Raw genomic sequence first — 25,656 nt, forward strand, 5'->3', positions numbered from 1 at the left:
GTTTCAGGCACTTGTGTCAGGCGACTTTGACCAGATCGGGTTCGAACCCTTCGAACGTCATCTGGTCTGCGTATTTGAAGGTGAGATCGACCGCCGGTTGGTCGTGCACCGTCCAGGTGATGACGGGCATTTTCAACTTTTCGCGCACGAAGCTGACGAACGGATTCGGCAAATCGCCCGCGGCATAGGAGGTGAAGGCAAGGTCATGTGCCAGCATGGCGAAATGCGCCTCGATCAGTTGGTTATCCCTGCCATAGGCCGTCAGCCCGCCAGGAATGCCAGGCGCGTCCTTGGGGAAATCGCGGACCAGCCAGTGGTCGAACGACATGATCGCGGCCTTGCCCTTGTAGCGTTTGAGCATCTTGCCGACGCTGGCCACCAGCCCTTCGTCATAGCCGGGCACGCCCTTCAGTTCGACAACCATAGGCACGCGGCCGTCGACAAGGTCGAGTGCTTCCTGCAGCGTCGGCACATGGTCCTTGGTACCGCCGATCCTTAGCGCCGCCAGTTCCGCTGCCGTGCGCTGCCAGACAAAGCCGTCCTGACCGGTCAGCCGTTTGAGATCGCCATCATGCATGATGACGGGAACGCGGTCGGACGACAAATGCACGTCGCACTCGATCGCGTAGCCCCGCTCGGCGGCAGCAGTGAAGGCCGAGAGCGTGTTCTCCCAGCGCATCTTGTTCATGTCGTGAAGGCCGCGATGCGCCACGGGGCGGGCAGTCAGCCAGGAAAGGTCGGTCATCGCTCAGTCCCTGCTTATGCGACTTCGAAGACGGCTTCGATTTCCACTGCGGCATTAAGCGGCAGCGAGGCGGTGCCGACGGCTGAGCGGGCATGCTTGCCGCGTTCGCCAAGGACGGCGACCAGGAAATCGGAGGCGCCGTTGGCGACCAGATGCTGCTCGACGAAATCCGGCACCGATGCGACGAAGACGGTGATCTTGACCAGACGCTGGATCTTTTCGAGATCGCCAAGCGCCGCCTTGGCCTGTGCCAAGATGTTGATTGCGCAGTATTTTGCACCTTCCTTGCCGGCTGCCGTGTCGACGTCGCGGCCGAGCAGGCCGCTTGCCTGCAGCTTGCCGTCCTTGAGTGGCAGCTGCCCGGCGGTGAACAAAAGATTGCCGGACCTGCAATAGGGCACATAGTTCGCGGCGGGCGCCGCGGCGGCCGGTAACGTCACGCCGAGATCGCTTAGCCGCTTTTCGATTGTTTCACTCATGGTATTTCCCTATTGCTTGGAGACGCCGCGCTGGCCGGGGCCGAAATTGCTATTTTTGCCTCGCTTCCGCCACGACTTTTTTTAAGCTGGACCATCTTTACCTGCGGCCTGCCATCAGCCGCGACGATCGGAGCCCCATATGCGCGCAACGCGCCTTGCCTTCCATGCCGTCCTGTTGCCGGCGATCTTCTCGATGGCTCCCGCCTTTGCCGTGCCGGCGCTGCAGGCGCATCGAGCCGTCTATGATCTTACCCTCGACAAGGCCTCGGACCGCTCGGGAATCACCGGCATCACCGGCCGCATGGTCTACGAGTTCAATGGCTCGTCCTGCGAGGGTTACACGGTGAAATTCCGCTTCGTCACCCGAATCGTCACCGCCGACGGTACGAAGTTGACAGACCAGCAGACGACCACCTTTGAGGACGCCGAAGGCAAGACCTTTTCGTTCGTGACCAAATCCTTCTCCGACCAGAACCTCGACAAAGAGGTCAAGGGCACGGCCACCAAAGAAACCAAGGGCCTCAAGGTCGACATCGACAAGCCCGAGAAAAACAGCCTCGAACTTGCCGCCACCCAGTTCCCGACCCAGCATCTGGTCGAGCTGATCGGCAAGGCCGAAAAGGGTGAGAATTTCTACGAAACCAGCCTGTTCGACGGTTCGGAGGACGCCAACAAGGTGATGACCACCACCGTCATCGTCGGCAAAAAGACCGAGGGCGACAAGGCCGACCCGGAAGCCCCGGCGCTGGCCAAGCTCGCCGGCGACAAATACTGGCCGGTCGACATCGCCTATTTCGATACGACCGACAAATCGGGCGAAGAGGTGCCGGAATACCGCATCAGCTTCAAGCTGCATGAGAACGGCATCACCCGCGACCTTACCATGGACTATGGCGAGTTCTCGATGACCGGCAAGCTGGTCAACCTGTCGCTGTTCGACCAGACCAAGCCTTGCCCGGTCTCGAAATAGCAACAGGGTGGAGCTGGCCACGGCAGGCTTGATGGCGGTTTATGTCGATGCGGCGATCTGGAAGTGGGCCGGCCATCGCTGGTGCCATCTGATGGCCGACGATACCGACGAACTGCATCGTTTCGCCGCCGAGCTTGGCGTCAAACGTTCGTCCTATCAGGGACCGCCCAAGACATCGGCGCCGCACTATGACATAACCGGCTTCGAGCGCGACCGCGCGGTGCGGCTCGGCGCCATCGAATGCAGCCGCGAGGAGATCGTCGCGATCTTCCGGCGCGTGCGGGTACCCAACGGAAAGGGCCGATCGTGACTTTAACGGCATTCCTGGCTTACTGCCTTGCCATCACGCTTGCCGCTGCAACGCCGGGTCCGGCGATGTTCACGGTGATCACCAACGGCGTATCGCGCGGCTTCCTGCGCGCCTTCGTCGCCGGAATTGGCATTGCCGCTGGCGATGCGGTGCTTGTCACCCTGGCGCTGCTTGGACTGGTGGCACTGGCCCAGACTTTCGAATGGGTGTTTCTCGCCTTGAAATATGCCGGTGCGGCCTACCTGATCTTTCTCGGCGTCAGGATGTGGCGGGCCGCCGCCGCGCAATCGATCGCGCAGGCGATGCCTCAAACCAGATTGTCGCGGTCATTCCTGCTTGGCGCGTCCGTGGCGCTTGGCAACCCGAAGGCGGTTCTGTTCCATGCTTCGATCATGCCGCTTATTCTCAACCTCGACACCATGACATTTGCCGATGGCGTGCTGGTGGTGGCTGTCGTCGTCAGCGTCAACATCCTCACCATGGGCACCTACGCCGCGCTGGCGGGGAGGGCATCCGGCTGGTTCAGGACACCCAAACGCATGCGGCTGATGAACCGGTTTGCCGGCAGTGCCATGATCGGCACCGGAGCGCTGATTGCCGCACGCTAAGCGCTAACGCGCCTCACGGCTTGCGTTTGCAGCACTTCCCCTCTATATGCCCGCTCATTCCACACACGGACTTTGGTGTCTGCCCGGGAGAAATCCGGCTGAAACCTCCGGTGGCGTTCGAGGACAAAGTCCAAAAATGCCTGTGTCCGTGGAGGCTAACCGGAAAGGAACTTTGAATGGCACTGCCTGATTTCAGTATGCGCCAGCTTTTGGAAGCTGGCATTCACTTCGGCCACCAGACCCACCGCTGGAACCCGAAAATGGCGCCCTACATCTACGGCGCCCGCAACAACATCCACATCATCGACCTCTCGCAGACGGTGCCTTTGCTGCACCAGGCGCTGAAGCAGGTTTCCGACACCGTCGCCAAGGGCGGCCGCGTGCTGTTCGTCGGCACCAAGCGCCAGGCGTCGGACATCGTCGCTGACGCGGCGCAGCGTTCGGCCCAGTACTACGTCAACTCGCGTTGGCTCGGCGGCATGCTGACCAACTGGAAGACGATCTCGAATTCGATCCAGCGCCTGCGCAAGCTCGACGAGATGCTGGCGGGTGAGGCTCAGGGCCTGACCAAGAAGGAACGCCTCAACCTCGACCGCGAGCGCGAGAAGCTCGACAAGGCGCTCGGCGGCATCAAGGATATGGGCTCAACGCCCGACCTGATGTTCGTCATCGACACCAACAAGGAAGCGATCGCCATCCTCGAGGCCAAGCGCCTCGGCATCCCGGTCGTCGCCATCATCGATTCGAACTGCGATCCGGACAAGATCGACTTCCCGATCCCCGGCAATGACGACGCGGCCCGCGCCATCCAGCTCTATTGCGACCTGATCGCCAAGGCTGCCATCGACGGCATCGCTCGCCAGCAGGGCGCGCTCGGCGTCGACATCGGCGCCTCGGTCGAGGCTCCGGTCGAACCGGCGCTCGATCCGACCCCGGCGGCCGAGACCCCGGAAGCCTGATAGCGAAGGCCGGTCCCGGCCTTCATCTTTCTAATATTTTGGCACGCTAATGCATGTCGCCCAAAAGTGCGCAGCGGTTTTGGGATGACGACATGCATAAAACAAAGCAGACGCATCACCGAGTACCGGTGGTGCGTCGGTGCATTTAAAACAAAGAGGCGACAATGAGCATTTCGGCTGCACAGGTCAAAGAACTCCGCGACTTGACGGGCGCGGGCATGATGGACTGCAAGGCGGCGTTGACCGAGACCAACGGCAACATGGAAGAGGCCGTCGACTGGCTGCGCAAGAAGGGCATCTCCAAGGCCGACAAGAAGGCCGGCCGCACCGCAGCAGAGGGATTGATCGGCGTCGACAATGGCGTGCGCGAGGCTGCTGTCGTCGAAGTCAATTCCGAAACCGATTTCGTCGCCCGCAACGCTGCTTTCCAGGAAATCGTCGCCAACGTCGCCAAGGTTGCACTCGCTTATGGCACGACAGACGCCGTGGCTGCCGCAAAATACCCGGGTTCGGACAAGTCGGTTGCTGACACCATCAAGGATGCTGTCGGCACAATCGGCGAGAACATGGGCTTCCGCCGCTCGGCCAAGCTGACCGTTCCGCATGGCGCGGTGGCTACCTACGTCCACAACGCGGTTGCCGATGGCCTTGGCAAGCTCGGCGTGCTGGTCGCGATCGAGACCACGGGCAACGAGCATGCCGCCAACGCTTTTGGCCGCCAGGTCGCCATGCACGTCGCCGCCACCAACCCGATGGCACTGACGGCCGAGCAGATCGATCCGGCCGCGGTGGAACGCGAAAAGGCGATCTTCTCCGATCAGGCACGCCAGTCCGGCAAGCCGGAAGCGATCATCGAAAAGATGGTCGAGGGCCGCCTGCGCAAGTTCTACGAGGAAGTCGTGCTCCTGAAGCAGGCCTTCGTGCTCAATCCCGACATCACTGTCGAGAAGGCGCTGAAGGATGCCGAGAAGGAAATCGGCGCCCCGGCCAAGATCTCCGCCTATCTGCGTTTTGCGCTCGGCGAAGGCATCGAAAAGGAAGAGACCGATTTCGCGGCGGAAGTCGCGGCTGCGGTGAAGAAATAATCCTTGGAAATAGCCCCTGAAGGGGCTTCTCAGCTCAGGCAACTCGGCCGGGTGTCCGCAAGGATGCTCGGCCGATTTCTTGTGCCGTATCGATGAAGGCCCTGAGCTTCGGCGCCATCGATGCGCGGCGCGGGAAGTAAAGGAAGAGGCCTGGCTCTTCGATTGCCGTCTGCGGCAGGATCTGAACAAGGCGGCCGGCGGCCAACTCCGCGCGCACCAGCGGCTCGAACACATAGGTCAGCCCGACGCCGGCAAGCGCAAGCTCGATCGCGGCCAGCGAATCCGTAACGATGACAGTGCCCTTCGTCTCGACCACGACATCCTTGCCATCCTCGGTCAGGTCCCAGCGGTAGAGTGCACCGGAGCGGACGAGGCGGTAGCCGATGCAATTATGGTTCGCGAGATCGGCCACGCTGCGCGCGCGGCCATGCCGGCCGACATAGGCGGGAGAGGCGACGATCATGGCCTTGAACGGTTGCGTCAGCCGGACCGTGACCATGTCTTGCGCGATCATTTCGCCCAGCCGGATGCCGGCGTCGAAGCCCTCGCCAACAATGTCGATGAGGCCCTGGTCGGTAAGCAATTCGACCGTCACATCCGGATAACGCTCCGCCAGCGCCGCGACCACAGGCGTGACAGCAAGTGGGATCGCGATGTTGGGAACGTTAAGCCTGAGCAGGCCTGAGGGCCGGCCCTTGATGGCGCGGATGCGATCCATCCGCTCGGCAATGTCCTGAAGGGCAGGGGCCGCCGTCTCCACCAGCGCCTTGCCGGCTTCCGTCAATGAGACGCTGCGCGTCGTGCGCGCAAACAGCGGCTGGCCTATACGCTCCTCCACGAGGCGAACGGCGTGGCTGACCGCGGACGGGCTCATGCCGAGTTCGGCCGCTGCAAGCGCGAAGCCGCCGCGCCGGGCGACGGCAATGACAACAGGCAGATGGCTGAGCAGGTCGCGGTCCATTCATGCATGATATCGCATAGTCTTTGCAAACAATGCAATCTTGCCGATGCCAGCGTGTCGGACCATATTGTCGCCAACACATCGGCGGTGGGCAGATGCGCGGAGAAAAACATGAACGCCTTGAAACAACTAACCTTCGCCGCAGGCTTGGCCCTGGCGCCGGCCGATGCCGGTGGCGCCGAGCCGTCCGGCTGGCGCGCGCTCGCCGACGAACGCGCCGTCATCCGCATCGCCGACGCCATTGACCGTGCCGTCGATGCGCAGGACTGGAAGCTTGCGCGTTCCTATTTCGCCGACCGTGTCACCGTCGACTTCAGCAGCCTGTCGGGACAGCCCGCGGCGACCATCCCCGCCGACGATCTGATCGCCACCTGGGCCGGCAACCTCCGGGGCAGCAAGACGAGCCTGCATCTGCGCACCAACCATCAGGTGGTGCTTGAAGCGGATGCGGCCACCGTCTCCTCCAACGGCTATGCCTGGAACCGGATGGAAGGCAATGGCGACCCGCTCTGGGAAGTCTGGGGCACCTACGAGCACCATCTGGTCCGCTCCGGCACCGGCTGGAAGGTCGACGGCTTCATTTTCCGCGCCACGCATGAGCGCGGCAATCCCTGGGTCAAGACCACGCCCGGCCAGTGAGCCGGCATCAAGAGAATCAGGATCGGAATCACGCCATGACCATGACCTATTACACCCTCGGCAACAGCGGCCTGCGCGTCAGCCGGCTGGCGCTGGGCACCATGACCTTCGGCACCGAATGGGGCTGGGGCGCGGACAGGGAGACGGCACGTGCCATGGTCGACGCTTATGTCGACGCAGGCGGCAATTTCTTCGACACTGCCGACCTCTATACCGGTGGCACCGCCGAAACCTGGCTTGGTGAATTCATCGCCGAGCGGGGCTTGCGCGACAGAGCGGTGATCGCCACTAAATTCACCTTCAACGCGGAACCTGGCAACCCGAATGGCGGCGGCAACGGTCGCAAGAACATTTTGCGCGCCGTCGACGCCTCGCTGAAACGGTTGGGCACCGACTATATCGACCTCTACCTCCTGCATGTATGGGATCGGCTGACGCCGGCCGAGGAGGTCATGCGCACGATGGACGATCTCGTGCGTGCAGGCAAAATTCGCCATGTCGGCCTGTCCGATGTGCCGGCCTGGTATGCGGGTCGCGCGCAAACGATCGCCGAGTTGCGCGGCTATGAGCCGGTGTCGGCCCTGCAGCTCGAATATTCGCTGGCCGAGCGTTCGATCGAGCATGAATTCGTGCCCTTCGGCACCCGCCATGGCGCCGGCATCATGGTGTGGAGCCCGCTGGCCAGCGGCTTGCTCAGCGGCAAATATCGGCCGGTGCAGGATGGCAATGCCGGCCGGCTGGACGGCTTTCGCAACACCACCCATCCGGGCTTCCAGAAATTTTCTGAGCGCAACTGGGCGATCGTAGCGGAGCTCGAAAAGGTCGCCGCCGAGCTCGGACACAGCATGGCTCAGGTCGCGGTCAACTGGGTGGCAACGCAGCCGGGCATCGCCTCTGTTATCCTTGGCGCCACGAAACTGGGGCAACTGCAGGACAATCTGGCGGCGCTGGATTTCGAGATTCCCGCCGAGCTTCGCGCGCGGCTGGATACGGTCAGCAAGACGCCGCCGCCCTTCCCCTATTCCTTTTTCGGTTCCGAGATCCAGGCCCGGGTTACCGGCAGCGCCGTGACCGGCGACAAGCCGCCTTTCTACGCGCCGCCGCTGCTGATCGAAGGTGACGCCGTCAGCATCACCAGCAACTGACGGACCGCGATGAGGGAGGCGGAATTGGGCATGGGGCGCCGCGTGACATCGCGGCGCCCTTCGTGTATCGGAACTCGGCATCGCGCCAGCGGCGCCGCCCGCGCGGGGGTGGCCTGCCCAGGCGCGCCACACGCAAAATGACGAGGTCCAGATGACGGCAAAGCCCCTCTATCGACGTGTCTTGCTGAAAGCGTCGGGCGAAGCGTTGATGGGCGAGCAGCATTTCGGCATCGACGTCTCGGTCGTCGACCGCATCGCCGCCGACATCGCCGAAGCGCGCGCGCTCGGCATCGAGGTCGGCGTCGTCATCGGCGGCGGCAATATCTTTCGCGGCGTGGCGGTAGCGTCCAAGGGCGGCGACCGCGTGACCGGCGACCATATGGGCATGCTGGCCACCGTCATCAATTCGCTGGCGCTGCGCACTTCGCTGAACAAGATCGGCGTCGACGCCGTCGTGCTGTCGGCGATCGCCATGCCTGAACTGTGCGAAAGCTTTTCCCAGCGCCAGGCCACCGCCTATATGAACCAGGGCAAGGTCGTCATTTTCGCCGGCGGCACCGGCAATCCGTTTTTCACCACCGATTCGGCCGCAGCCTTGCGCGCCGCCGAAATCGGCGCCGACGCCTTGTTCAAGGGCACCCAGGTCGACGGTGTCTACTCAGCCGACCCCAAGAAGGATCCGAATGCGACCCGCTTCGAGCGCATCAGCCATGCCGAGGTCATCAACAAGGGGCTTTCGATCATGGATACCGCCGCAATTGCACTTGCGCGCGAAAACAACATCCCGATAATCGTCTATTCGATCCACGAACAAGGTGGTTTCGGCGATATTCTGAGGGGCGGCGGCCGTTGCACGATCGTCGCCGACGAGTGATCCGGAGTATATACTCTCCGGAAAAGGGATCAGTTTTTCCAAAGCGGGCTTAAACACGGGCCCTAAGCAGTGAACCCGGATCAAACGGGTCGAGGAGACCGAGATGAGTGGTGAGTTCGACGACCTCAAGCGGCGCATGGACGGCGCGATTGCTGCGTTCAAGCACGATCTGGCTTCGCTGCGCACCGGCCGTGCCTCCAGCAATCTGCTCGACGCGATCCAGGTCCAGGCCTATGGCACCGCCATGCCGATCAACCAGGTGGCGAACGTGTCGGTGCCGGAGCCGCGCATGATTTCGGTTTCGGTCTGGGACAAGTCGATGGTCGGCGCTGTCGACCGTGCCATCAGAGAATCCAATCTCGGCTTCAATCCGATCGTCGACGGTACGAATCTGCGGATTCCACTGCCTGAACTCAACGAGCAACGCCGCAAGGAACTGGTCAAGATTTCGCACGGTTATGCTGAGAACGCCCGCGTTGCGGTGCGCCATGTCCGCCGCGACGGCATGGACTTCTTGAAGAAAGCGGAAAAGGACGGCGACATCAGCGAGGACGATCAGCGCAAGCGCTCCGATCAGGTCCAGAAGCTGACCGACGAGACGATCAGCACCATCGACCACCTGCTTTCCGATAAGGAAGCTGAAATCATGCAGGTTTAGGGTCGGCCTACACCGGCCCGAAAGCGAGACCATGGCAACGCCCGCGCATGTCGCGATCATCATGGATGGAAACGGACGCTGGGCCAAGGCGCGCGGCATGCCGCGGCTTGCCGGCCATCGCGCCGGCGTCGAGGCGCTGCGCAAAACGGTGCGCGCAGCACCCGGTCTCGGCATTTCCTTCCTGACCGTCTACGCCTTTTCGTCGGAGAACTGGTCGCGACCCAAATCCGAAGTCAGCGATCTGATGGGGCTTTTGAAGCTGTTTATCCGCCGCGATCTGGCCGAACTGCATCAGAGCGGCGTGCGCGTCAGGATAATCGGTGACAGGGCAGGGCTGCAGCCGGACATCAGGGGCCTGCTGGAGGAGGCCGAATCGCTGACCGCCCGCAATGAAGCGCTGACGCTGGTCATCGCCTTCAACTATGGCGGACGTGACGAGATCGTGCGCACGGCGCGCAAGCTGGCCGCCGCCGTGGCGCGCGGCGAGATCGACAGCGAGGCGATCACGGCAGACAGTTTTGCCGGCGCTCTCGACACTGCGGGCATCCCCGACCCGGAGTTGGTCATCCGCACCAGCGGCGAACTTCGGCTGTCGAATTTCCTTTTGTGGCAGGCAGCCTATAGCGAACTGGTCTTCCTGCCTTGCTACTGGCCCGATTTCAGCCGCGAGCACCTGGCCGACGCACTGCGCGATTTCGCCGGCCGCGAGCGCCGTTTTGGCGGGCTTGCCCAAGACGTCGCCGCCTCGTGACAGGCGGCGGGATGAACAATCTACAGCTTCGCATCGTCTCGGCGCTGGTGCTGGCGGCGATAACGCTTGGCCTCACCTGGTTGGGCGGGCTGTGGTTCCGCCTGCTTTGCGCCGGAATGGCGGCGGTCATCTTCTATGAGTGGGCGCGCATGTCGCGCCCTGCGGCCGGTGCGGCCCTCGGATTCGTGCCGGAAGCGTTGCTTCTGGTTTTCGTCGGCGCCCTTGTCGCCGGCGTGCCGGCGTCGTGGCTGCTGTTTCTTGTCGTGGCGATGGTCGTCGTCGCGGCGGTCGGCGCACGCATGCGCGCAGCCGCGCAATGGGATGCCGCCGGCCTTGCCTACGCGGCGCTGTCGGGCCTGTCGCTGGCGCTGCTGCGCGACGGCGACCGTTCCGGCCTGGTGGCGATCCTGTTTCTGTTCGCCGTGGTCTGGGCGACCGACATCTTTGCGTATTTCGTCGGCCGCGCCGTCGGCGGTCCCAAGCTCGCTCCATCGATATCCCCCGGCAAGACGCAGAGCGGCGCCCTTGGCGGTGCTGTCGGCGGCGTGGTCGCCGGCGTGCTTCTGGCTGCCGCCGCCGGGGCCGGCAATCTTGGCGTGCTTGCTGTGGTCGCGTTGGTGTTGTCGATTGTTGCCCAGGCTGGCGACCTCTTCGAATCCTGGGTCAAGCGCCGCCATGGCCGTAAGGATTCCAGTGCATTGATACCGGGGCACGGCGGCGTCATGGACAGGGTGGACGGGCTTGTCGCGGCGGCTTTCGCCCTATACGTCATCGGCTGGATTTCGGCGGGCGCCGATCATCCGGCGCAGGGGCTGTTTCCGGCTTGAGCGGTATTTAACGGCGAAGAAATGGCGCGCGCCACGGATTCGCCTGGATTGATGTCACAGTCGCGGCGTCACCTTTTCGCCGTGGGTGAATTTGAGGGCACGACTTGAACGAGATTCTTCACGCGTTTTTCAGCACGGAAGGCTTTGTCCTCGGCACACTGGTGCCGTTTCTGTTCGTGCTGACCGTCGTCGTCTTCGTTCACGAAATGGGCCACTATCTCGTCGGCCGCTGGTGCGGCATCGGCGTAAAAGCTTTCTCGATCGGCTTCGGCCCCGAGCTTTTCGGCTTCAACGACACCCACGGCACGCGCTGGAAGCTCTGCGCCATACCGCTCGGCGGCTATGTCAAATTCGTCGGCGACATGAGCGTCACGTCGAGCCAGCCCGGCACGGAAGGGCTGGAGAAGCTGACCGATGCCGAACGCGAAGTTGCCTTCCACACCCAGCCGATCTGGAAACGCGCGGCCACGGTGTTTGCCGGGCCGCTGTTCAACTTCCTTTTGACCATCGCCGTCTTCACCGTGATGTTTTCTCTCTATGGCCGCCCGGTGCTGGAGCCGATGGTGGCTCAAGTCACCGCCGGTAGCCCGGCGGAAAAGGCCGGCATTTTGCCCGGCGATCGATTCGTCGCCGTCAATGGCAGCAAGGTTGAGACCTTCGCCGACGTCCAGCGCCTTGTGCAGGGTCGCGCCGGCGACTCGCTCACCTTCACCATGCTGCGCGATGGCAAGGAGATCACCGTCACCGCGACGCCGGAGTTGATGGAACAGCAGGACGCGCTAGGCAACAAAACCAGGGTGGCCGTCATCGGCGTCGTCAACAACAAGGAACTCGGCCAGCCAAGAGTGATCACCTACAGCCCGATTGGCGCGCTCGGAGCGGCGGTCGAGCAGACGGGGCAGGCCATTCAGGGCACTGGTCACTTCCTGCAACGTTTCGTTGTCGGCCGCGAGGACAAATGCCAGCTGGGCGGCCCGATCAAGATCGCCAAGATGTCGGGGCAGGCGGCCAAACTTGGCTTCGAATGGCTGGTGCAACTTGTTGCTTTGCTGTCAGTCGGGATCGGAATTCTGAACCTTTTGCCGATTCCCCCCCTCGACGGCGGCCATCTCCTGTTCTACGCCATCGAAGTCGTTTTCCGACGTCCGGTATCGGAGCGGATGATGGAGATGGGGTACCGGGCCGGCCTCTTTCTGGTGCTGGGATTTATGGGCTTCGTTTTCTGGAACGATCTGTTTGGGTGCTGAAATCATGAAGAAATTCGGCTTCGGCACCGGCAATGTTGAGACGCCGTTTACCATGCACGGGGGTATGCGTGACGCGAAAGCCACGCATCAGGGTTAAGTAATTACAAATTAACCAGAAGCCTTGTGTGTAGGGAAAATCCGGTTAATACGGTAGGGGAAATTACCGCACGTCCGGTTTTCTCGCCGTGGGGACTTCGAGAAAAGGTACAAAAGCCCGATGAAGGCAGCATCCAAGTTTTTGAGCGCCGCGTCCGCGGTGGCTATGTCCGCCGCTCTGGTTGTGCCAGGCGCGCTCGCAGTGCAGTTCGTTGCCACATCTGCGGCGCAGGCGGCCGTTGTCTCGAGAGTCGAGGTCAGCGGTAACCAGCGTGTCGACGCCGACACCATTCGCAATTACATCACCATCAAGCCCGGCAAGGCGTTTTCCAGCGCCGATATCGACGATGCGGTCAAGGCACTGTTCGGCACCGGATTGTTCTCCGACGTCCAGATCAACCAGGTCGGCTCGACGCTGGTCGTCAAGGTCGCTGAATATCAGGTCGTCAACCAGGTCCTGTTCCAGGGCAACAAGAAGCTCAAGGACAATGCCTTGGCAGTCGCGGTGCAGTTGAAGCCGCGCGGCACCTTCTCCCAGGCAACGCTGGATTCCGATGTCGAGGCGGTGAAGGCCGCCTATAGGCGTATCGGTCGTGACGATGCCGCCGTGACGACGCAAATCATGGATCTCGGCGACAACCGGGTAAACGTGGTCTTCAACATCAACGAAGGCGGTCGCACCAAGATCGCCGCGGTCAATTTCGTTGGCAATAGCGCCTATTCGAGCCGCCGTCTGTCCGACGTCATTGCCACCAAGCGCTCGGGTATCCTGTCCTTTGTGCTGCGCGACGACGTCTATGACGAGGACAAGCTGCGCGCCGACCAGGAGACGCTGCGTCGTTTCTACTACAATCACGGCTATGCCGACTTCCAGGTGGTCTCCGCTGTCGGCGAGCTCGACGACACCACCAACCAGTACACAGTCACCATCACCGTGCAGGAAGGCGACCGCTATACGTTCGGCGACGTCAGTGTCGAGAGCACCATTCCCGAGGTCGACTCGAAGTCGCTGGAATCGGTGGTCCAGACCCACAAGGGCGACGTCTACAACGCCAAGGATGTCGAAGACACCATCATCGCGCTGACCGAGAAGGTCGCGGGTTCGGGCTATGCCTTCGCCCAGGTGACGCCGCGCGGCGACCGTAATTTCGAAAACCACACCATTTCGGTTGTCTATACGATCGACCAGGGCACCAAGGCCTATATCGAACGCATCGAAATCCGCGGCAACGATCGCACGCGCGACTACGTCATTCGTCGCGAATTCGATGTAAGCGAAGGCGATGCCTTCAACCAGGTCCTCATCCAGCGCGCGAAGAAGCGGCTGGAAGCGCTTGACTATTTTGAGAAAGTCGACATCTCGACCGTTCCGGGATCCGAGCCCGACCAGGTCGTGCTGGTGGTCGACGTGGTCGAGAAGTCGACCGGCGAGTTCTCGGTCGGCGCCGGTTATTCGACCGGTGGCGAGACCGCAGGTCCGTCCGTCGAAGGATCGATCGCGGAGCGCAACTTCCTCGGTCGCGGCCAGTACATCAAGGTCTCGGCTGGCGGCGGCAAAAATTCGCGCGACTACAGCCTGTCCTTCACCGAGCCCTATTTCCTCGGGCGCCGCATCGCAGCGGGCTTTGACATCTACCAACAGACGCGAAACTACTCCAAGTATGACAGCGAGACGCTGGGCGCGACAGTTCGGTTCGGTCTGCCGATCACCGACAACATTTCGACCCAGCTGGGCTACAACATCGCCCAGGAGAAGTACAAGCTCGACGACGGTTGCGATGACACACCTCACGATGGCGTTCCCGACGCCGACTGCGACATATCTCCGGCGATCGTCGAGGGAATTGACGAAAGCCCGTGGATCAAGTCGTCGGTCAGCCTTGGGCTGGTTTACAACACCATCGACGACATGAAGAGCCCGCATGAGGGCATCTATGCCACCACGGGTGTGGAAGTGGCCGGCCTTGGTGGTGATGCCAAATTCGTCAAGGTTACGGGTCGCGGCACAGTCTACCAGACCTTGTCCGAACAGCTGGATCTGGTCGGCCTGATCTCAGGCGGCGCTGGCCATATTGCCGGCTATGGCGATGACGGCCTGCGTATCTTCGATCAGTTCCAGAGCAGCGATCGCATGATCCGCGGCTTCGAGTATGGCGGTATCGGCCCTGCGGATATTGCAACGGGTGACCATCTCGGCGGCACTACTTATTTCAATGCCTCGGCGGAGATGCAGTTCCCGGTACCGGTCATTCCGGAAAGCTTTGGTTTGCGCGGAGCCGTGTTTGCAGATGCCGCTACACTGTATGGCAGCGCGATTGACACCGTTGGTGTCACCCAAACCTCAACTGACATGAAGCTGCGCGCCTCGGTTGGTGTCGGCTTGTTGTGGTCATCGCCTTTCGGCCCGATCCGCATTGACTACGCGATGCCCGTCAAGAAGGAAAAGACCGACGACGTGCAGGAGTTCAACTTCGGCATGTCGAGCCGCTTCTAATGCGCGGGTAACGATGCTTCCGGGCCGTTGGGGTCCGGAAGTGAATTGATCCGACCTAGCTGGATATTGCTTCTGGAATGACCGATCCGGTGTTCTTCGCGCCATCACGCCGGTATACGGCTGGCGAAGTCGCGAATCTGACCGGCGCGTCGCTTGTCGATTCCGACCTTGCCCACATATCGATCGACGCCCTGGCGCCAGCCAGCGAAGGCGGCGAGGGTGCGCTCGTCTTCGTCGACGGCAAGCGCAATTTCGCGCTGATGCAGTCGCTGAAGGCGGCGGCAGTGCTTTGTCCCACGGAATTCGCCGCCAAGGCGCCGGCCGGTGTTGCGGTTCTGGTCCATCCTCGACCGCAACAGGCTTTCGCCATGGTCGGCCGGCTGCTGTTCCCGACGGCGGCCACTCCAGGACCGATGACCAGCGAAACCGGGGTCTCGCCGCAGGCTCATGTCGATGCCTCGGCGCATGTCGAGGCCGGTGCCATCATCGAGGCCGGAGCAGTCATCGGCCCGCGCGCTTCCATCGGCAGCGGAACCGTCATTGCGCCGCACGCCGTTATCGGCCCTTCCTGCCAGATCGGCCGCGACGGCTATATTGGTCCAGGCGTGAGCGTCCAGTATGCGCTGATCGGCAACCGCGTCATCATCCATGGCGGCGCCCGCATCGGCCAGGACGGGTTCGGGTTCGTCGGCGGTGCCAAAGGGCCCGAGCGTGTGCCGCAGATCGGCCGCGTCATCATCCAGGACGATGTTGAAATCGGCTCGAACACGACAGTCGATCGCGGCGCCATGTCGGATACGGTCATCGGCCAGGGCACCAAGATCGACAATCTCGTGCAGATCGCCCATAACGTTCGCATCGGCCGCAATTGCATCATAGCAGGGCTTTCGGGTATCTCCGGCTCCGTCGTCGTCGGCGATGGTGTCACCATGGGCGGCGGCGTTGGCCTTGCCGATCATTTGACCATAGGATCGGGAGCCAAGCTTGCGGCGAGAAGCGGGTTTATGAGCAACGTGCCGGCGGGCGAGATCTGGGGAGGCTATCCGGCGCAGCCGATGGCGGAAGCCATGCGCGAGATCGCCATGCTGCGCAAGCTCGCCAGGACGCGCAAGCAGGGCGAGGGGGGAAGTAGCTGAGATGGTGCCGGCGACGCTCGAAGCGGTCGATATATTGGGTTTGATGAAGCTTTTGCCACATCGCTATCCCTTCCTGATGATCGATAGAATCGTCGAAATCGATGGCAACGACTCGGCCATCGGCATCAAGAACGTGACCATCAATGAGCCGCATTTCCAGGGCCATTTCCCGGACCAGCCGGTGATGCCGGGTGTGCTGATCGTCGAGGCCATGGCCCAGACGGCTGGTGCGATCTGCATTCGCAGCCTCAACACGGAAAAGCCGTCACTGGTCTATTTCCTGACCATCGACAATGCGAAATTCCGCAAACCGGTCGTTCCGGGCGACCAGCTGAAGATCCACGTCAAGAAAATCAAAATGCGCGGTAACCTGCTCAAATTCGCCTGCGAGGCCATGGTGGAAGGCGCAAAGGCCGCCGAAGCCGAGATCTCGGCAATGATGGTTACCGGCTGACGGTTCGAAATGCTTATGAAAATCCATGCTTCAATCCATCCCTCGGCCGTTATCGAGGCCGGTGCTCAAATCGGCGAAGGCGCCTCCATCGGGCCTTTCTGCTATGTCGGCGCTGACGCCGTTATCGGTGACCGCGTCGAACTGGTCAGCCATGTCTCGGTGCTGGGTGCGACCACCATTGGTGCCGCCACCAAGGTCTATCCGATGGCGACGCTCGGCGGCCCCCCGCAGAACACCAAGCACAAGGGCGGCCGCACCACGCTGGTCATCGGCCAGAACTGCACGATCCGCGAAGGCGTGACCATGCATCTCGGCACCGATTCCAGCCGCGGCGAGACGACCATTGGCGACAATGGCAATTTCCTTGCCTATGCCCATATCGCTCACGATTGCGTCGTCGGCAAAAACGCAACCTTCGCCAATGGCGCAACGCTCGGCGGACACTGCGAGATCGGTGACAACGTCTATATTGGCGGCCTCAGCGCCGTTCATCAGTTCGTACGTGTTGGCGACAACGCCTTTCTCGGCGGCTGCTCGGCGTTTGTCGGCGATGTCATTCCCTACGCCATTGCCGTGGGCAACCGCGCCAGCCTGCGTGGGCTTAACATCATCGGCCTCAAGCGCGCTGGGTTGCCGCGCGCTGAAATCTACTTGCTGCGCAAGGCTTACAAGACGATCTTCGACCGCTCCCGCACCGTCGGCGAAAACATCGAATTCGCCAAGGCCGAGTTCGCCTCGTCGCCGACCGCCATGAAGATCATCGATTTCATCGCCAGTCGCGGCAAGCGGCACTATGCCGTCCCGTCGCTTAAAGGTGGCGCCGGCGACGATGCCGATGACGAAGACTGAGGCCAGCTCAACGGGCCTCGATCTCGCGCCGGACGCCAGGGTCGGTATCATTGCCGGCGGCGGCAGCCTGCCGGTTGAAGTTGCCGCCGGCTTGGCAGAGGCCGGACATCCGCCCGTCATCATCCTGGTCGAAGGTCAGGCGGACCGTCAATCGGACCTCACAATCTACGAGCATGAAAGCCTGGCGCTGGAAGACGTCGGCTCACTGGTCGCGTTGCTGAGACGCCGACGGATCACCCATCTGGTGCTTGCCGGCGAGATCAGGCGCCGGCCGCGGCTGGTCGACATGCGCCCGAGCCTTGCGCTGGTGGCGCTGATACCCTCCGTCGCCATGGCGCTTGCGCGCGGCGACGACGGCCTGTTGAAAATATTGACCCGTGGCCTGGAGGCGCGCGGCATCAAGGTCGTCGGCGCGCACGAGGTCGTGCCCCGGCTCGTGGCGGCAGAAGGGCCGCTGACCAAGGCAGTGCCGCGAAAGTCCGACTGGCGCGATATCGAAGCGGCACATGCAGCGGCAAAGGCCATCGGCGCACTCGACATCGGCCAGGCGGCGATTGCGATAGGCGGCCGCGCGATCGCTTTGGAAGGCGTCGAGGGCACCCATGGACTGCTCGAGCGGACGCAGCAGCTGCGCGGCCATGGCAGGCTCGCCGGCAAGACGCGCGGCGTCCTGGTCAAATGCGCCAAACCCGGCCAGGAACTGCGCGCCGATCTGCCGTCCATCGGCCCCCAGACGGTCGAGGCAGCACACGCCGCCGGGCTTGCCGGCATTGCCGTCGAGGCCGGCCGTTCGCTGATCCTCGAAGGTCCCGTCGTTGTCGCGCGCGCCAACGCGCTTGGGCTGTTCGTGTATGGCCTGCCGGCCGTGGAGCCTGGCCATGGCAGCTGAGAAACCGCTGAAGATCGCCATCGTCGCCGGCGAAGAATCCGGTGACTTGTTGGGCGCCGACATCGTCCAGTCGCTGAAGCGCACGACCGGGCGCGATATCAGGCTGGTCGGCATTGGCGGACGGCATCTGCAGGCGCTCGGGCTGGTGCCGCTGTTCGACGGGGCCGAGATCGCGCTGATGGGGCTCAGCGCCATCCTGCGCGATCTGCCGCGCCTGATGCGGCGCATCAGCCAGACGGCAAGTGCGGTCGCTGCCGAGAAACCCGACTGTCTGATCACCATCGACAGCCCGGATTTTTCGCTGCGCGTCGCCAAGAAAGTCCGCGCTGCCGATCCTTCCGTCCCGATCATCCACTATGTCTGCCCGAGTGTCTGGGCATGGCGGCCGGGCAGGGCGGTGGCGATGAAGCCCTATGTCGACCACATCTTGTGCATCCTGCCTTTCGAGGTGAAGGAGCTGAGCCGCCTCGGCGGTCCGCCCGGTACCTATGTCGGACACCGCCTCACACATGATCCGGGTGTGCTTGGCGCGGCAAGGGCGCAAGGCCAGCCGCGCGATCTCTCGGCAGACCGCGCCAAGACACTGCTCGTCCTGCCAGGATCGCGGCGCGGCGAGGTAAGCCGGCTTATCGATCCGTTCGGCCAGACGGTCTCGGCGCTGCGCGCGCGCGGACACCGCCTGCGTCTGCTGTTGCCCACGGTGCCGCATGTCGCAGATCTGGTCAAAACATCAGTCGCGCGCTGGGACGAAAAGCCTGAGATCATCCTCGATGCCGAGCGCAAATGGCAGGCCTTCGGCAAGGCCGATGCGGCGCTGATTGCTTCGGGAACGGTATCGCTCGAACTGGCGCTGTCTGGTGTGCCGATGATCTCCTGCTACCGGCTCGATCCGGTGATGCGCATGGTCCAGGGGCTGGTCACGGTATGGAGCGCCGCCTTGCCCAATCTGATCGCCGACAAGGCGATCGTGCCGGAACACTACAACCAATATGTCCGGCCACGCTATCTGGCGCGGCAAGTCGAGGCTTTGTTTTCAGACACTGCCTATCGCACCTGGCAAAAGGACGGCTTTGCCGAGGTTGCACGGCGCATGGCGACCGACAAACTCTCGGGCGATATCGCGGCGGATGTCGTTCTTCGCCACATCAAGCTTCGTCACTCCAACTAAAAAGCGCCCTTGCGGGCGCTTTTTGCATTGTCATTGGCAAAGCCGGATGCGGCCTCGATCAGCGTTTGGCGATCGGCACGTAGTCGCGTTCCGGCGCGCCGGTATAGAGCTGGCGCGGGCGGCCGATCTTCTGGTGCGGATCCTCGATCATTTCCTTCCACTGCGCGATCCAGCCGACGGTGCGGGCGACCGCGAACAGCACGGTGAACATGGTGGTGGGGAAGCCCAGCGCCTTCAGCGTGATGCCGGAATAGAAATCGACGTTCGGATAGAGCTTCTTCTCGATGAAGTAGGAATCGGTCAGCGCGATCTTTTCCAGCTCCATGGCGATATCGAGCAGCGGATCGTCCTTGATGCCGAGCTCGCCCAGCACCTCATGCGCCGTCTTCTGCATGATTTTCGCGCGCGGGTCGTAGTTTTTGTAGACACGGTGGCCGAAGCCCATCAGCCGGAACGGGTCGTTCTTGTCCTTGGCGCGGGCGATGAACTCCGGGATGTGGTCGACATGGCCGATCTCACCCAGCATGTTGAGCGCCGCCTCGTTGGCGCCGCCATGCGCCGGGCCCCACAGGCAGGCGATGCCGGCGGCGATGCAGGCGAACGGGTTGGCGCCCGACGAGCCGGCGAGACGCACCGTCGAGGTCGAGGCGTTCTGCTCGTGGTCGGCATGCAGGATGAAGATGCGCTCCATGGCGCGCGCCAGCACCGGGTTGATCTTGTATTCCTCGCACGGCACAGCAAAGCACATATGCAGGAAGTTGGCGGCGAAGTTCAGCTCGTTCTTCGGGTAAATGAAGGGCTGGCCGATATGGTATTTGTAGGCCATCGCCGCGATCGTCGGCATCTTGGCGATCAGTCGCATCGAGGCGACCATGCGCTGATATGGGTCCGAAATGTCGGTGGAGTCGTGATAGAAGGCCGACAGCGCGCCGACCACGCCGCACATCACAGCCATCGGGTGCGCGTCGCGGCGAAAGCCGGTGAAGAAGCGCGACATCTGCTCGTGCACCATGGTGTGGCGCGTCACCCGGTAGTCGAAATCGTCCTTCTGCGCCTTGGTCGGCAGTTCGCCGTAAAGCAGGAGGTAGCAGACTTCGAGGAAGTCGCCATGTTCGGCCAGCTGGTCGATCGGGTAGCCGCGGTGCAGCAGGATGCCGGCATCGCCGTCGATGAAGGTGATCGCCGACTCGCAGCTTGCCGTCGAGGTAAAGCCGGGGTCGTAGGTAAAGGCGCCGGTGGTGTTGTAGAGCGCACCGATATCGATGACGTCAGGCCCGACCGAACCGCTTCGCACCTTGAGTTCGTGCGTCTTGCCGGCCAGTTCGAGCGTGGCAGTCGACGGATGCGTCTTGCTGCCGGTGTCCAGTTTTGTCGCAGCTTCGCTCATTCTCAAACTCCTTCATCTTCCTTATGCCGGCAAGGCAAGTCCTGCAAACGACACGTCGAAATCACCGGAATGCGCGAACTCGCCACCGCATTTTGGGAGGTGCGTGCCAGATTGGGCCAGGGCCTAATGTTGCACTGCGAAACGCGCCTTTCAATGCCAATCTTCTTGGGCCAGTTCGCTCCTAATCGATTTGATCCGCAATCCGCGCCAGGCTTTCCTCGCGGCCGAGCACGGCAAGCACGTCGAAAACGCCGGGCGAGGTGCTGCGGCCGGTAAGCGCGGCTCTCAGCGGCTGGGCCACGGCGCCGAGCTTGTGGCCGCCGGCCGTCGCGAACTCGCGCACGGCGGTTTCCGCCGCAGCGGCTGTCCATTCGCCGGAAACGGTCTGCAAGGCCGCGTGCGCGCCGCGCAGGATCGTACGCGCATCGGCACTGAGAAGTGCCGCCGCCTTCTCGTCGACCGGCAGCGGCCGCTCGACGAACAGGAAGCCGGCGCCATCGACCAGCTCCACCAGCGTCTTGGCGCGCTCCTTCAGGCCCGGCAGGGCGGCCAGCAGCTGCGCCTTCCTCTTATCGTCGAGGCGGGCGGCAAGCGCCGGGCCGCCTTCGAGATAGGGCAAAGTGGCGATGAAGATGTCGAGCAGCTGGACGTCGTCCATCTTGCGCATATGCACCCCGTTCAGCGCATCGAGCTTGGCGAAGTCGAAGCGCGCCGCACCTTTGTTGACGTCGCCAATATCGAACCATGCGATCATATCCTTGATCGACATCACCTCGTCGTCGCCATGGCTCCAGCCGAGCCGTGCCAGATAGTTGAGCAGCGCCTCAGGCAGATAGCCCATGGCACGGTAGGCCTCGACGCCGAGCGCGCCATGCCGCTTCGACAGCTTGGCGCCATCGGCGCCGTGGATCAGCGGGATGTGCGACATGGACGGCACCTCCCAGCCCATGGCGTTGTAGATCACCGTCTGGCGCGCCGCATTGGTCAGATGGTCGTCGCCGCGGATGATGTGGGTGACTCCCATGTCATGGTCGTCGACAACGACAGCATGCATGTAGGTCGGAACACCGTCCGAACGCAGGATGATGAAATCGTCGAGATCCTTGTTGGGGAAGCGCACCTCGCCCTGCACGCGGTCATACACCACGGTCTCGCCCGAGATCGGCGCCTTGATGCGAATGGCGCCCTTGACGCCGGCAGGAGCCTGTGAGGGGTCGCGGTCGCGCCACGCGCCATTGTAGCGCGGCGGCAAGCTCTTGGCGCGTGCCGCCTCGCGCATCGCCTCGAGCTCTGCAGGCGTCTCGTAGGCGTAATAAGCCTTGCCCAGACGCACCAGTTCCTCGGCCACCTCGCGGTGGCGCGGCGCGCGCTCGTACTGTGAGACGGCCTCGCCATCCCAGGAAAGGCCAAGCCAGGTCAACCCATCCAGAATGGCTTGGGTTGCCGCGGCGCTGGAGCGTTCGCGGTCGGTGTCCTCGATGCGCAGCGCCATCGTGCCGCCGGTGTGCTTGGCGTAGAGCCAGTTGAACAGCGCCGTGCGCGCACCACCGATATGCAGGTAGCCGGTGGGCGAGGGGGCAAAACGGGTGACGACCTTGTCGGGCATGGAACTCTCGGAAAGGGCTGGAAAGCAGGGCATGATCGCGCGGACTTTCGCGCTTTGCGCGTTCATGTAGCATAGGAGGTCTGGGGCGCAAGGGGCAGACCCGATGGCTGGACGTAGCTGGGGCGCGAGGGAAGGCGAGGGCGCTGAAGCAAGCGTCAGCGAACGCTCTCTGTTTGCCGATACTCCCTATGCCGAGCCGATGCCCGTCGCGTTGCCCGAGACGCGACCTGGCGTCCGGCCCTTGTCTCCGGATGACGCGCCATCAGCGCCTGTCGCCGTGCCTGGAACTGGCGTCCGTCTGGGCAGACTGCTCCGCCGTCCGTCATGGCCCGCAATCCGCCGCAGCGTTGCGGTGGCCGCCGGCACGGAACTCGACCGTGGCGTTGCCTTCCTGCTGGTGCCGGTCTTCCTGGCGGCCGGGGTCATTGTCTATTTCTCGCTGGCCAGCGAGCCAGGCTTTGCCCAGCCAATCGCCATTGTGGCGTTGGCGACATACTGTGCTGTCGCCACGCGATCCTGGCAAAGGACGCATCTGTGCTGCATGGCTACGATGCTATGCGCGTTGGGCGTGGTTGCCGCCAAGGTCGAGACCTGGCGCGCCGGAACGCAGATGCTGGGCTCCGAGATCCAGACACGGTTGACCGGGCGCGTTGTCAGTCTTGAAGACATGGAGAACGGCCGCGTCAGGCTGACGCTCGACGTGATTTCCACCGCTCACCCCAAGCTGCGCTACGCGCCGGAGCGGGTCAGGCTCTCGGCGCGTAGGATTCCGTCCGATATGACGGCAGGCTCCCTGGTGACCGGCTATGCCAGGCTGTTGCCGCCGACGGGTCCGGTGCGGCCTGAGAGCTACGATTTCTCCTTCGACAGCTATTTCAGCGGCATCGGCGGCAGCGGCTTCTTTCTCGGCAATCCCAAAACCATCGCCGCGCAGGAACCGCCGCGACTGACTGCACGGCTCTCTTCCGCGATTGAGAATGCGCGCGAAAACATTGCCGATCATATCAGGGGCAAGATCGGCGGGGCCGAAGGCGAGATTGCCGCAGCGCTCATTGTCGGCGTGCGCGCCGGCATTCCGGACGAGGTCAACGAAGCGATGCGGCGCACCGGCATCTACCACATCATCTCCATTTCGGGTCTGCACATGGCGCTGGTCGCCGGCACCATCATGGCGTTGCTGCGTGGCGCCTTCGCACTGTTTCCCGATTTCTCCTCGCGCCGGCCGGTGAAGAAATATGCGGCCGCCGTGGCACTCGTCTCGATCGCCGCCTATCTCGTCATTTCAGGCATCGTGGTCGCCGCAGAGCGCAGCTTCATCATGCTGGCGGTGATGCTCATCGCAGTGCTGTTCGATCGTGCCGCGCTCACCATGCGCAACCTGGCAATCTCGGCCATCGCCGTCATCCTGGTGTCGCCGCATGAGGTTGTCGGCCCGAGCTTTCAGATGTCGTTTGCCGCCACCGCCGCCCTTGTCGGCGCCTATGCCGGCTGGGCCGACTACCGCGCCGACAAAGTGAGAACGCCGCCGGCAAAGCGCTCCCTTGTCGGTTTTCTGTCGCAAAGATTCTTGGCTGGCATGGGCGGCCTCGCCATGACCTCGATCATTGCCGGCAGCGCCACGTTGCTGTTCGCGATCTGGCATTTCCAGCGCGTGTCGCCGCTCAGTCTGCTCGCCAATCTCATTGTGATGCCGATCGTATCGCTGGTTGTCATGCCATTCGGAGTGCTCAGTGCGCTGGCCATGCCGTTCGGCGCGGACGGGCCATTCCTCTATGTGATGGGCAAGGGCCTGACGGCAATGATCGCGATCTCTGCCTGGATCTCCGAGCGTTCGCCGCTCGATGCCGTCGGCCTGATCTCCATCCAGTCCGTGTTGCTGGCAACGGTCGCACTGGTCATCGCAACCATGGCCACAACCTGGCTGAGGCTGGCGGCCGTACCTTTCGCGCTGGCTGGTCTGTTGACGGTGCCGCAGGTGCACACGCCCGATGTGCTCATTTCCGAGGATGCGCATCTGGTGGCTGTGCCGATCGGTGGCGGCGAGCTCGCTCTCAACCGGGACCGCGCAAACGAATTCACCACCGACAACTGGAAACGGGCGCTGATGGCCGAGACCATCATTCAGCCCGAGACATTTGAGACGGGAGACAGGCGGTTCGATCTCGATCCGCTCGACCTGCCGCCCGGCTCACCCTTCTACTGCACAGGCGATCTCTGCATTGCCCGGCACCCGTCCGGAGCCATTGTCGCGCTTGCAAAAGACCGCAAAACAGCCCGGCCAGCCTGCGCTTTCGCGAGCCTGATCGTCATCGACGACGCCACCGCCTACAATCCGTGCCGCGACCCGTTGGTTCTGGTCGTGACCAAGAAGCAGCTTGCCCGCGATGGTAGTGCCGCCGTCTTCTTCGATCCGCAATCGGCCGCGACAGCCCCAACCATTCGCTTCGCCGTCGACAAACCCTACCGTCCCTGGCACGAGCAACGCCACTTCTCACGCGAAGCACGCGGCCTGCCGCCTTACAAGCAGCGCGAAAAGTACAAACCTAAACCGGCTCAGTAACGCCTGATCAGCCCGACCAGTTTGCCCTGCACCTTGACCCGATCCGGTCCGAAGATGCGGGTCTCATAGGCCGGATTGGCGGCTTCCAGCGCGATCGAGGCGCCCTTGCGGCGAAAGCGTTTCAGTGTCGCTTCCTCGTCGTCGACCAGCGCCACGATGATCTCGCCGGGGCTGGCGGTGTCGGCATTGCGGATGATGACGGTGTCGCCGTCGAAAATGCCGGCCTCGATCATCGAGTCGCCCTTGACCTCGAGCGCGTAGTGTTCGCCGCCCATGATCATGTCGGGCGGCACCGAGATCGAATGCGTCTGGTGCTGGATGGCGTCGATCGGCACACCGGCGGCGATCCGGCCCATAACCGGGATCGACACCGCCGAAACCGCGTCGTCATTGCCGGCAGACATCGAACGCGAGGGCGAGGCCGGCTTGATCTGGCGGCCGAGACCCCCCTGGTTCTGACCGAGGCTGCCCTGGATAACGCTTGGTGAGAACTTTTTCGCCGCATTGAGGCCGGGTGCAATCGAGTCTGGCAGCCGCAGCACTTCCAGCGCGCGCGCCCGGTTCGGCAGCCGGCGAATGAAACCGCGCTCCTCCAGCGCCGTGATCAGGCGGTGAATGCCGGACTTGGAAGCGAGATCGAGCGCCTCCTTCATCTCGTCGAAAGACGGCGGGATTCCGCTCTCCTTCAGGCGTTCATGAATGAACATCAGGAGTTCATGTTGTTTGCGCGTCAGCATCGCGGCCCCCCACGGGTTCTGA

At 62.8% G+C, this 25,656-nt stretch carries 25 protein-coding genes; 19 read left to right on the forward strand and 6 right to left on the reverse strand.

The genetic code is table 11. The annotated features are described in order from the left end of the window. Positions 1-16: 16 nt before the first annotated feature. The gene (locus tag ACWGTO_RS11660) at positions 17-745 is read right to left on the reverse strand and encodes a glycerophosphodiester phosphodiesterase (RefSeq protein ID WP_454575003.1); all 729 of its coding nucleotides are present in this window, start codon (positions 743-745) and stop codon (positions 17-19) included. A gap of 14 nt (positions 746-759) precedes the next feature. Then, on the reverse strand, positions 760-1,224 hold the full coding sequence (locus ACWGTO_RS11665; protein WP_454575004.1) for a RidA family protein: 465 nt from the start codon (positions 1,222-1,224) through the stop codon (positions 760-762). A 139-nt stretch (positions 1,225-1,363) separates the two neighbouring features. On the opposite strand from ACWGTO_RS11665, the gene ACWGTO_RS11670 reads away from it, so the two are divergent. The 5 genes from ACWGTO_RS11670 to tsf all read left to right on the forward strand — a co-directional run bounded on the left by ACWGTO_RS11670 (position 1,364) and on the right by tsf (position 5,156). Beyond that, entirely contained in the window at positions 1,364-2,194 is an 831-nt protein-coding gene (locus ACWGTO_RS11670; protein ID WP_454575005.1) for a cell envelope integrity EipB family protein, read from the forward strand. A gap of 31 nt (positions 2,195-2,225) precedes the next feature. Continuing rightward, positions 2,226-2,504 (forward strand): DUF4031 domain-containing protein, encoded by a 279-nt coding sequence (locus tag ACWGTO_RS11675; RefSeq protein WP_454575006.1) that lies wholly within the window; start codon positions 2,226-2,228, stop codon positions 2,502-2,504. Beyond that, the gene (locus ACWGTO_RS11680) at positions 2,501-3,112 is read left to right on the forward strand and encodes a LysE family translocator (protein ID WP_454575007.1); all 612 of its coding nucleotides are present in this window, start codon (positions 2,501-2,503) and stop codon (positions 3,110-3,112) included. The genes ACWGTO_RS11675 and ACWGTO_RS11680 overlap by 4 nt, the downstream gene beginning before the upstream one ends. Positions 3,113-3,288: 176 nt before the next feature. Then, positions 3,289-4,071: a 30S ribosomal protein S2 gene (gene rpsB / locus ACWGTO_RS11685; protein ID WP_142865747.1), complete on the forward strand. Its 783-nt coding sequence runs from the start codon at positions 3,289-3,291 to the stop codon at positions 4,069-4,071. A gap of 164 nt (positions 4,072-4,235) precedes the next feature. Further along, positions 4,236-5,156 (forward strand): translation elongation factor Ts, encoded by a 921-nt coding sequence (gene tsf / locus ACWGTO_RS11690; protein WP_454575008.1) that lies wholly within the window; start codon positions 4,236-4,238, stop codon positions 5,154-5,156. A 34-nt stretch (positions 5,157-5,190) separates the two neighbouring features. On the opposite strand, the gene ACWGTO_RS11695 is transcribed toward tsf, so the two are convergent. After that, the gene (locus ACWGTO_RS11695; RefSeq protein WP_454575009.1) at positions 5,191-6,117 is read right to left on the reverse strand and encodes a LysR substrate-binding domain-containing protein; all 927 of its coding nucleotides are present in this window, start codon (positions 6,115-6,117) and stop codon (positions 5,191-5,193) included. A gap of 111 nt (positions 6,118-6,228) precedes the next feature. Here ACWGTO_RS11695 and ACWGTO_RS11700 point away from each other — a divergent pair, with 111 nt between their 5' ends. The 13 genes from ACWGTO_RS11700 (at position 6,229) to lpxB (ending at position 19,344) form a co-directional block, all read left to right on the forward strand. Continuing rightward, positions 6,229-6,756, forward strand: coding sequence for a nuclear transport factor 2 family protein (locus ACWGTO_RS11700; protein WP_454575010.1), 528 nt, complete (start codon positions 6,229-6,231; stop codon positions 6,754-6,756). 35 nt (positions 6,757-6,791) lie between these two features. Beyond that, positions 6,792-7,901: an aldo/keto reductase gene (locus ACWGTO_RS11705; RefSeq protein ID WP_454575011.1), complete on the forward strand. Its 1,110-nt coding sequence runs from the start codon at positions 6,792-6,794 to the stop codon at positions 7,899-7,901. A 151-nt stretch (positions 7,902-8,052) separates the two neighbouring features. Continuing rightward, positions 8,053-8,775, forward strand: coding sequence for a UMP kinase (pyrH, locus tag ACWGTO_RS11710; protein ID WP_454575012.1), 723 nt, complete (start codon positions 8,053-8,055; stop codon positions 8,773-8,775). Positions 8,776-8,878: 103 nt separating this feature from the next. Beyond that, on the forward strand, positions 8,879-9,433 hold the full coding sequence (gene frr, locus ACWGTO_RS11715) for a ribosome recycling factor (protein WP_454575013.1): 555 nt from the start codon (positions 8,879-8,881) through the stop codon (positions 9,431-9,433). Next, entirely contained in the window at positions 9,414-10,184 is a 771-nt protein-coding gene (locus tag ACWGTO_RS11720) for an isoprenyl transferase (protein WP_454575224.1), read from the forward strand. The genes frr and ACWGTO_RS11720 overlap by 20 nt, the downstream gene beginning before the upstream one ends. 11 nt (positions 10,185-10,195) lie before the next feature. Then, on the forward strand, positions 10,196-11,011 hold the full coding sequence (locus ACWGTO_RS11725; protein ID WP_454575014.1) for a phosphatidate cytidylyltransferase: 816 nt from the start codon (positions 10,196-10,198) through the stop codon (positions 11,009-11,011). Positions 11,012-11,115: 104 nt separating this feature from the next. After that, on the forward strand, positions 11,116-12,258 hold the full coding sequence (gene rseP, locus ACWGTO_RS11730; RefSeq protein WP_454575015.1) for an RIP metalloprotease RseP: 1,143 nt from the start codon (positions 11,116-11,118) through the stop codon (positions 12,256-12,258). A gap of 217 nt (positions 12,259-12,475) precedes the next feature. Next, on the forward strand, positions 12,476-14,848 hold the full coding sequence (bamA, locus tag ACWGTO_RS11735; RefSeq protein WP_454575016.1) for an outer membrane protein assembly factor BamA: 2,373 nt from the start codon (positions 12,476-12,478) through the stop codon (positions 14,846-14,848). 77 nt (positions 14,849-14,925) lie between these two features. Then, complete coding sequence (lpxD, locus tag ACWGTO_RS11740; protein ID WP_454575017.1) at positions 14,926-15,984, forward strand: UDP-3-O-(3-hydroxymyristoyl)glucosamine N-acyltransferase; 1,059 nt, start codon at positions 14,926-14,928, stop codon at positions 15,982-15,984. A gap of 1 nt (position 15,985) precedes the next feature. Continuing rightward, positions 15,986-16,438, forward strand: a complete 453-nt coding sequence (gene fabZ / locus ACWGTO_RS11745) for a 3-hydroxyacyl-ACP dehydratase FabZ (RefSeq protein WP_142865736.1) — start codon at positions 15,986-15,988, stop codon at positions 16,436-16,438. A 15-nt stretch (positions 16,439-16,453) separates the two neighbouring features. Then, positions 16,454-17,287 (forward strand): acyl-ACP--UDP-N-acetylglucosamine O-acyltransferase, encoded by an 834-nt coding sequence (lpxA, locus tag ACWGTO_RS11750; RefSeq protein ID WP_454575018.1) that lies wholly within the window; start codon positions 16,454-16,456, stop codon positions 17,285-17,287. Beyond that, entirely contained in the window at positions 17,274-18,176 is a 903-nt protein-coding gene (locus ACWGTO_RS11755; protein WP_454575019.1) for an LpxI family protein, read from the forward strand. The genes lpxA and ACWGTO_RS11755 overlap by 14 nt, the downstream gene beginning before the upstream one ends. Continuing rightward, positions 18,166-19,344 carry a lipid-A-disaccharide synthase gene (gene lpxB / locus ACWGTO_RS11760; RefSeq protein WP_454575020.1) on the forward strand — a complete coding sequence of 393 codons (1,179 nt, stop codon included), beginning with the start codon at positions 18,166-18,168 and terminating at the stop codon, positions 19,342-19,344. The genes ACWGTO_RS11755 and lpxB overlap by 11 nt, the downstream gene beginning before the upstream one ends. A gap of 58 nt (positions 19,345-19,402) precedes the next feature. Here lpxB and gltA read toward each other — a convergent pair whose 3' ends face one another. Together gltA and gltX are read right to left on the reverse strand one after the other, a co-directional pair. After that, positions 19,403-20,731, reverse strand: coding sequence for a citrate synthase (gltA, locus tag ACWGTO_RS11765; RefSeq protein WP_454575021.1), 1,329 nt, complete (start codon positions 20,729-20,731; stop codon positions 19,403-19,405). A 181-nt stretch (positions 20,732-20,912) separates the two neighbouring features. Continuing rightward, a complete protein-coding gene (gltX, locus tag ACWGTO_RS11770; protein WP_454575022.1) occupies positions 20,913-22,337 on the reverse strand; it encodes a glutamate--tRNA ligase in 1,425 nt (474 codons plus the stop codon). 103 nt (positions 22,338-22,440) lie between these two features. Here gltX and ACWGTO_RS11775 point away from each other — a divergent pair, with 103 nt between their 5' ends. Then, positions 22,441-24,897 carry a ComEC/Rec2 family competence protein gene (locus tag ACWGTO_RS11775; protein ID WP_454575023.1) on the forward strand — a complete coding sequence of 819 codons (2,457 nt, stop codon included), beginning with the start codon at positions 22,441-22,443 and terminating at the stop codon, positions 24,895-24,897. Here ACWGTO_RS11775 and lexA read toward each other — a convergent pair. After that, a complete protein-coding gene (lexA, locus tag ACWGTO_RS11780; RefSeq protein ID WP_454575024.1) occupies positions 24,891-25,634 on the reverse strand; it encodes a transcriptional repressor LexA in 744 nt (247 codons plus the stop codon). The genes ACWGTO_RS11775 and lexA overlap by 7 nt on opposite strands. Positions 25,635-25,656 lie beyond the last annotated feature (22 nt).

It is taken from the genome of Mesorhizobium sp. PL10 (assembly GCF_053714315.1).

Coding starts and splice junctions, on each gene's coding strand:
- gltX (WP_454575022.1), bottom strand. CDS start 22,337: ATGCCCGACAAGGTCGTCACCCGTTTTGCCCCCTCGCCCACCGGCTAC.
- fabZ (WP_142865736.1), top strand. CDS start 15,986: ATGGTGCCGGCGACGCTCGAAGCGGTCGATATATTGGGTTTGATGAAG.
- ACWGTO_RS11705 (WP_454575011.1), top strand. CDS start 6,792: ATGACCATGACCTATTACACCCTCGGCAACAGCGGCCTGCGCGTCAGC.
- ACWGTO_RS11695 (WP_454575009.1), bottom strand. CDS start 6,117: ATGGACCGCGACCTGCTCAGCCATCTGCCTGTTGTCATTGCCGTCGCC.
- frr (WP_454575013.1), top strand. CDS start 8,879: ATGAGTGGTGAGTTCGACGACCTCAAGCGGCGCATGGACGGCGCGATT.
- ACWGTO_RS11675 (WP_454575006.1), top strand. CDS start 2,226: ATGGCGGTTTATGTCGATGCGGCGATCTGGAAGTGGGCCGGCCATCGC.
- lpxA (WP_454575018.1), top strand. CDS start 16,454: ATGAAAATCCATGCTTCAATCCATCCCTCGGCCGTTATCGAGGCCGGT.
- ACWGTO_RS11755 (WP_454575019.1), top strand. CDS start 17,274: ATGACGAAGACTGAGGCCAGCTCAACGGGCCTCGATCTCGCGCCGGAC.
- ACWGTO_RS11670 (WP_454575005.1), top strand. CDS start 1,364: ATGCGCGCAACGCGCCTTGCCTTCCATGCCGTCCTGTTGCCGGCGATC.
- bamA (WP_454575016.1), top strand. CDS start 12,476: ATGAAGGCAGCATCCAAGTTTTTGAGCGCCGCGTCCGCGGTGGCTATG.
- pyrH (WP_454575012.1), top strand. CDS start 8,053: ATGACGGCAAAGCCCCTCTATCGACGTGTCTTGCTGAAAGCGTCGGGC.
- gltA (WP_454575021.1), bottom strand. CDS start 20,731: ATGAGCGAAGCTGCGACAAAACTGGACACCGGCAGCAAGACGCATCCG.
- ACWGTO_RS11775 (WP_454575023.1), top strand. CDS start 22,441: ATGGCTGGACGTAGCTGGGGCGCGAGGGAAGGCGAGGGCGCTGAAGCA.
- ACWGTO_RS11725 (WP_454575014.1), top strand. CDS start 10,196: ATGAACAATCTACAGCTTCGCATCGTCTCGGCGCTGGTGCTGGCGGCG.
- lpxD (WP_454575017.1), top strand. CDS start 14,926: ATGACCGATCCGGTGTTCTTCGCGCCATCACGCCGGTATACGGCTGGC.
- ACWGTO_RS11665 (WP_454575004.1), bottom strand. CDS start 1,224: ATGAGTGAAACAATCGAAAAGCGGCTAAGCGATCTCGGCGTGACGTTA.
- tsf (WP_454575008.1), top strand. CDS start 4,236: ATGAGCATTTCGGCTGCACAGGTCAAAGAACTCCGCGACTTGACGGGC.
- rpsB (WP_142865747.1), top strand. CDS start 3,289: ATGGCACTGCCTGATTTCAGTATGCGCCAGCTTTTGGAAGCTGGCATT.
- ACWGTO_RS11700 (WP_454575010.1), top strand. CDS start 6,229: ATGAACGCCTTGAAACAACTAACCTTCGCCGCAGGCTTGGCCCTGGCG.
- ACWGTO_RS11660 (WP_454575003.1), bottom strand. CDS start 745: ATGACCGACCTTTCCTGGCTGACTGCCCGCCCCGTGGCGCATCGCGGC.
- lexA (WP_454575024.1), bottom strand. CDS start 25,634: ATGCTGACGCGCAAACAACATGAACTCCTGATGTTCATTCATGAACGC.
- lpxB (WP_454575020.1), top strand. CDS start 18,166: ATGGCAGCTGAGAAACCGCTGAAGATCGCCATCGTCGCCGGCGAAGAA.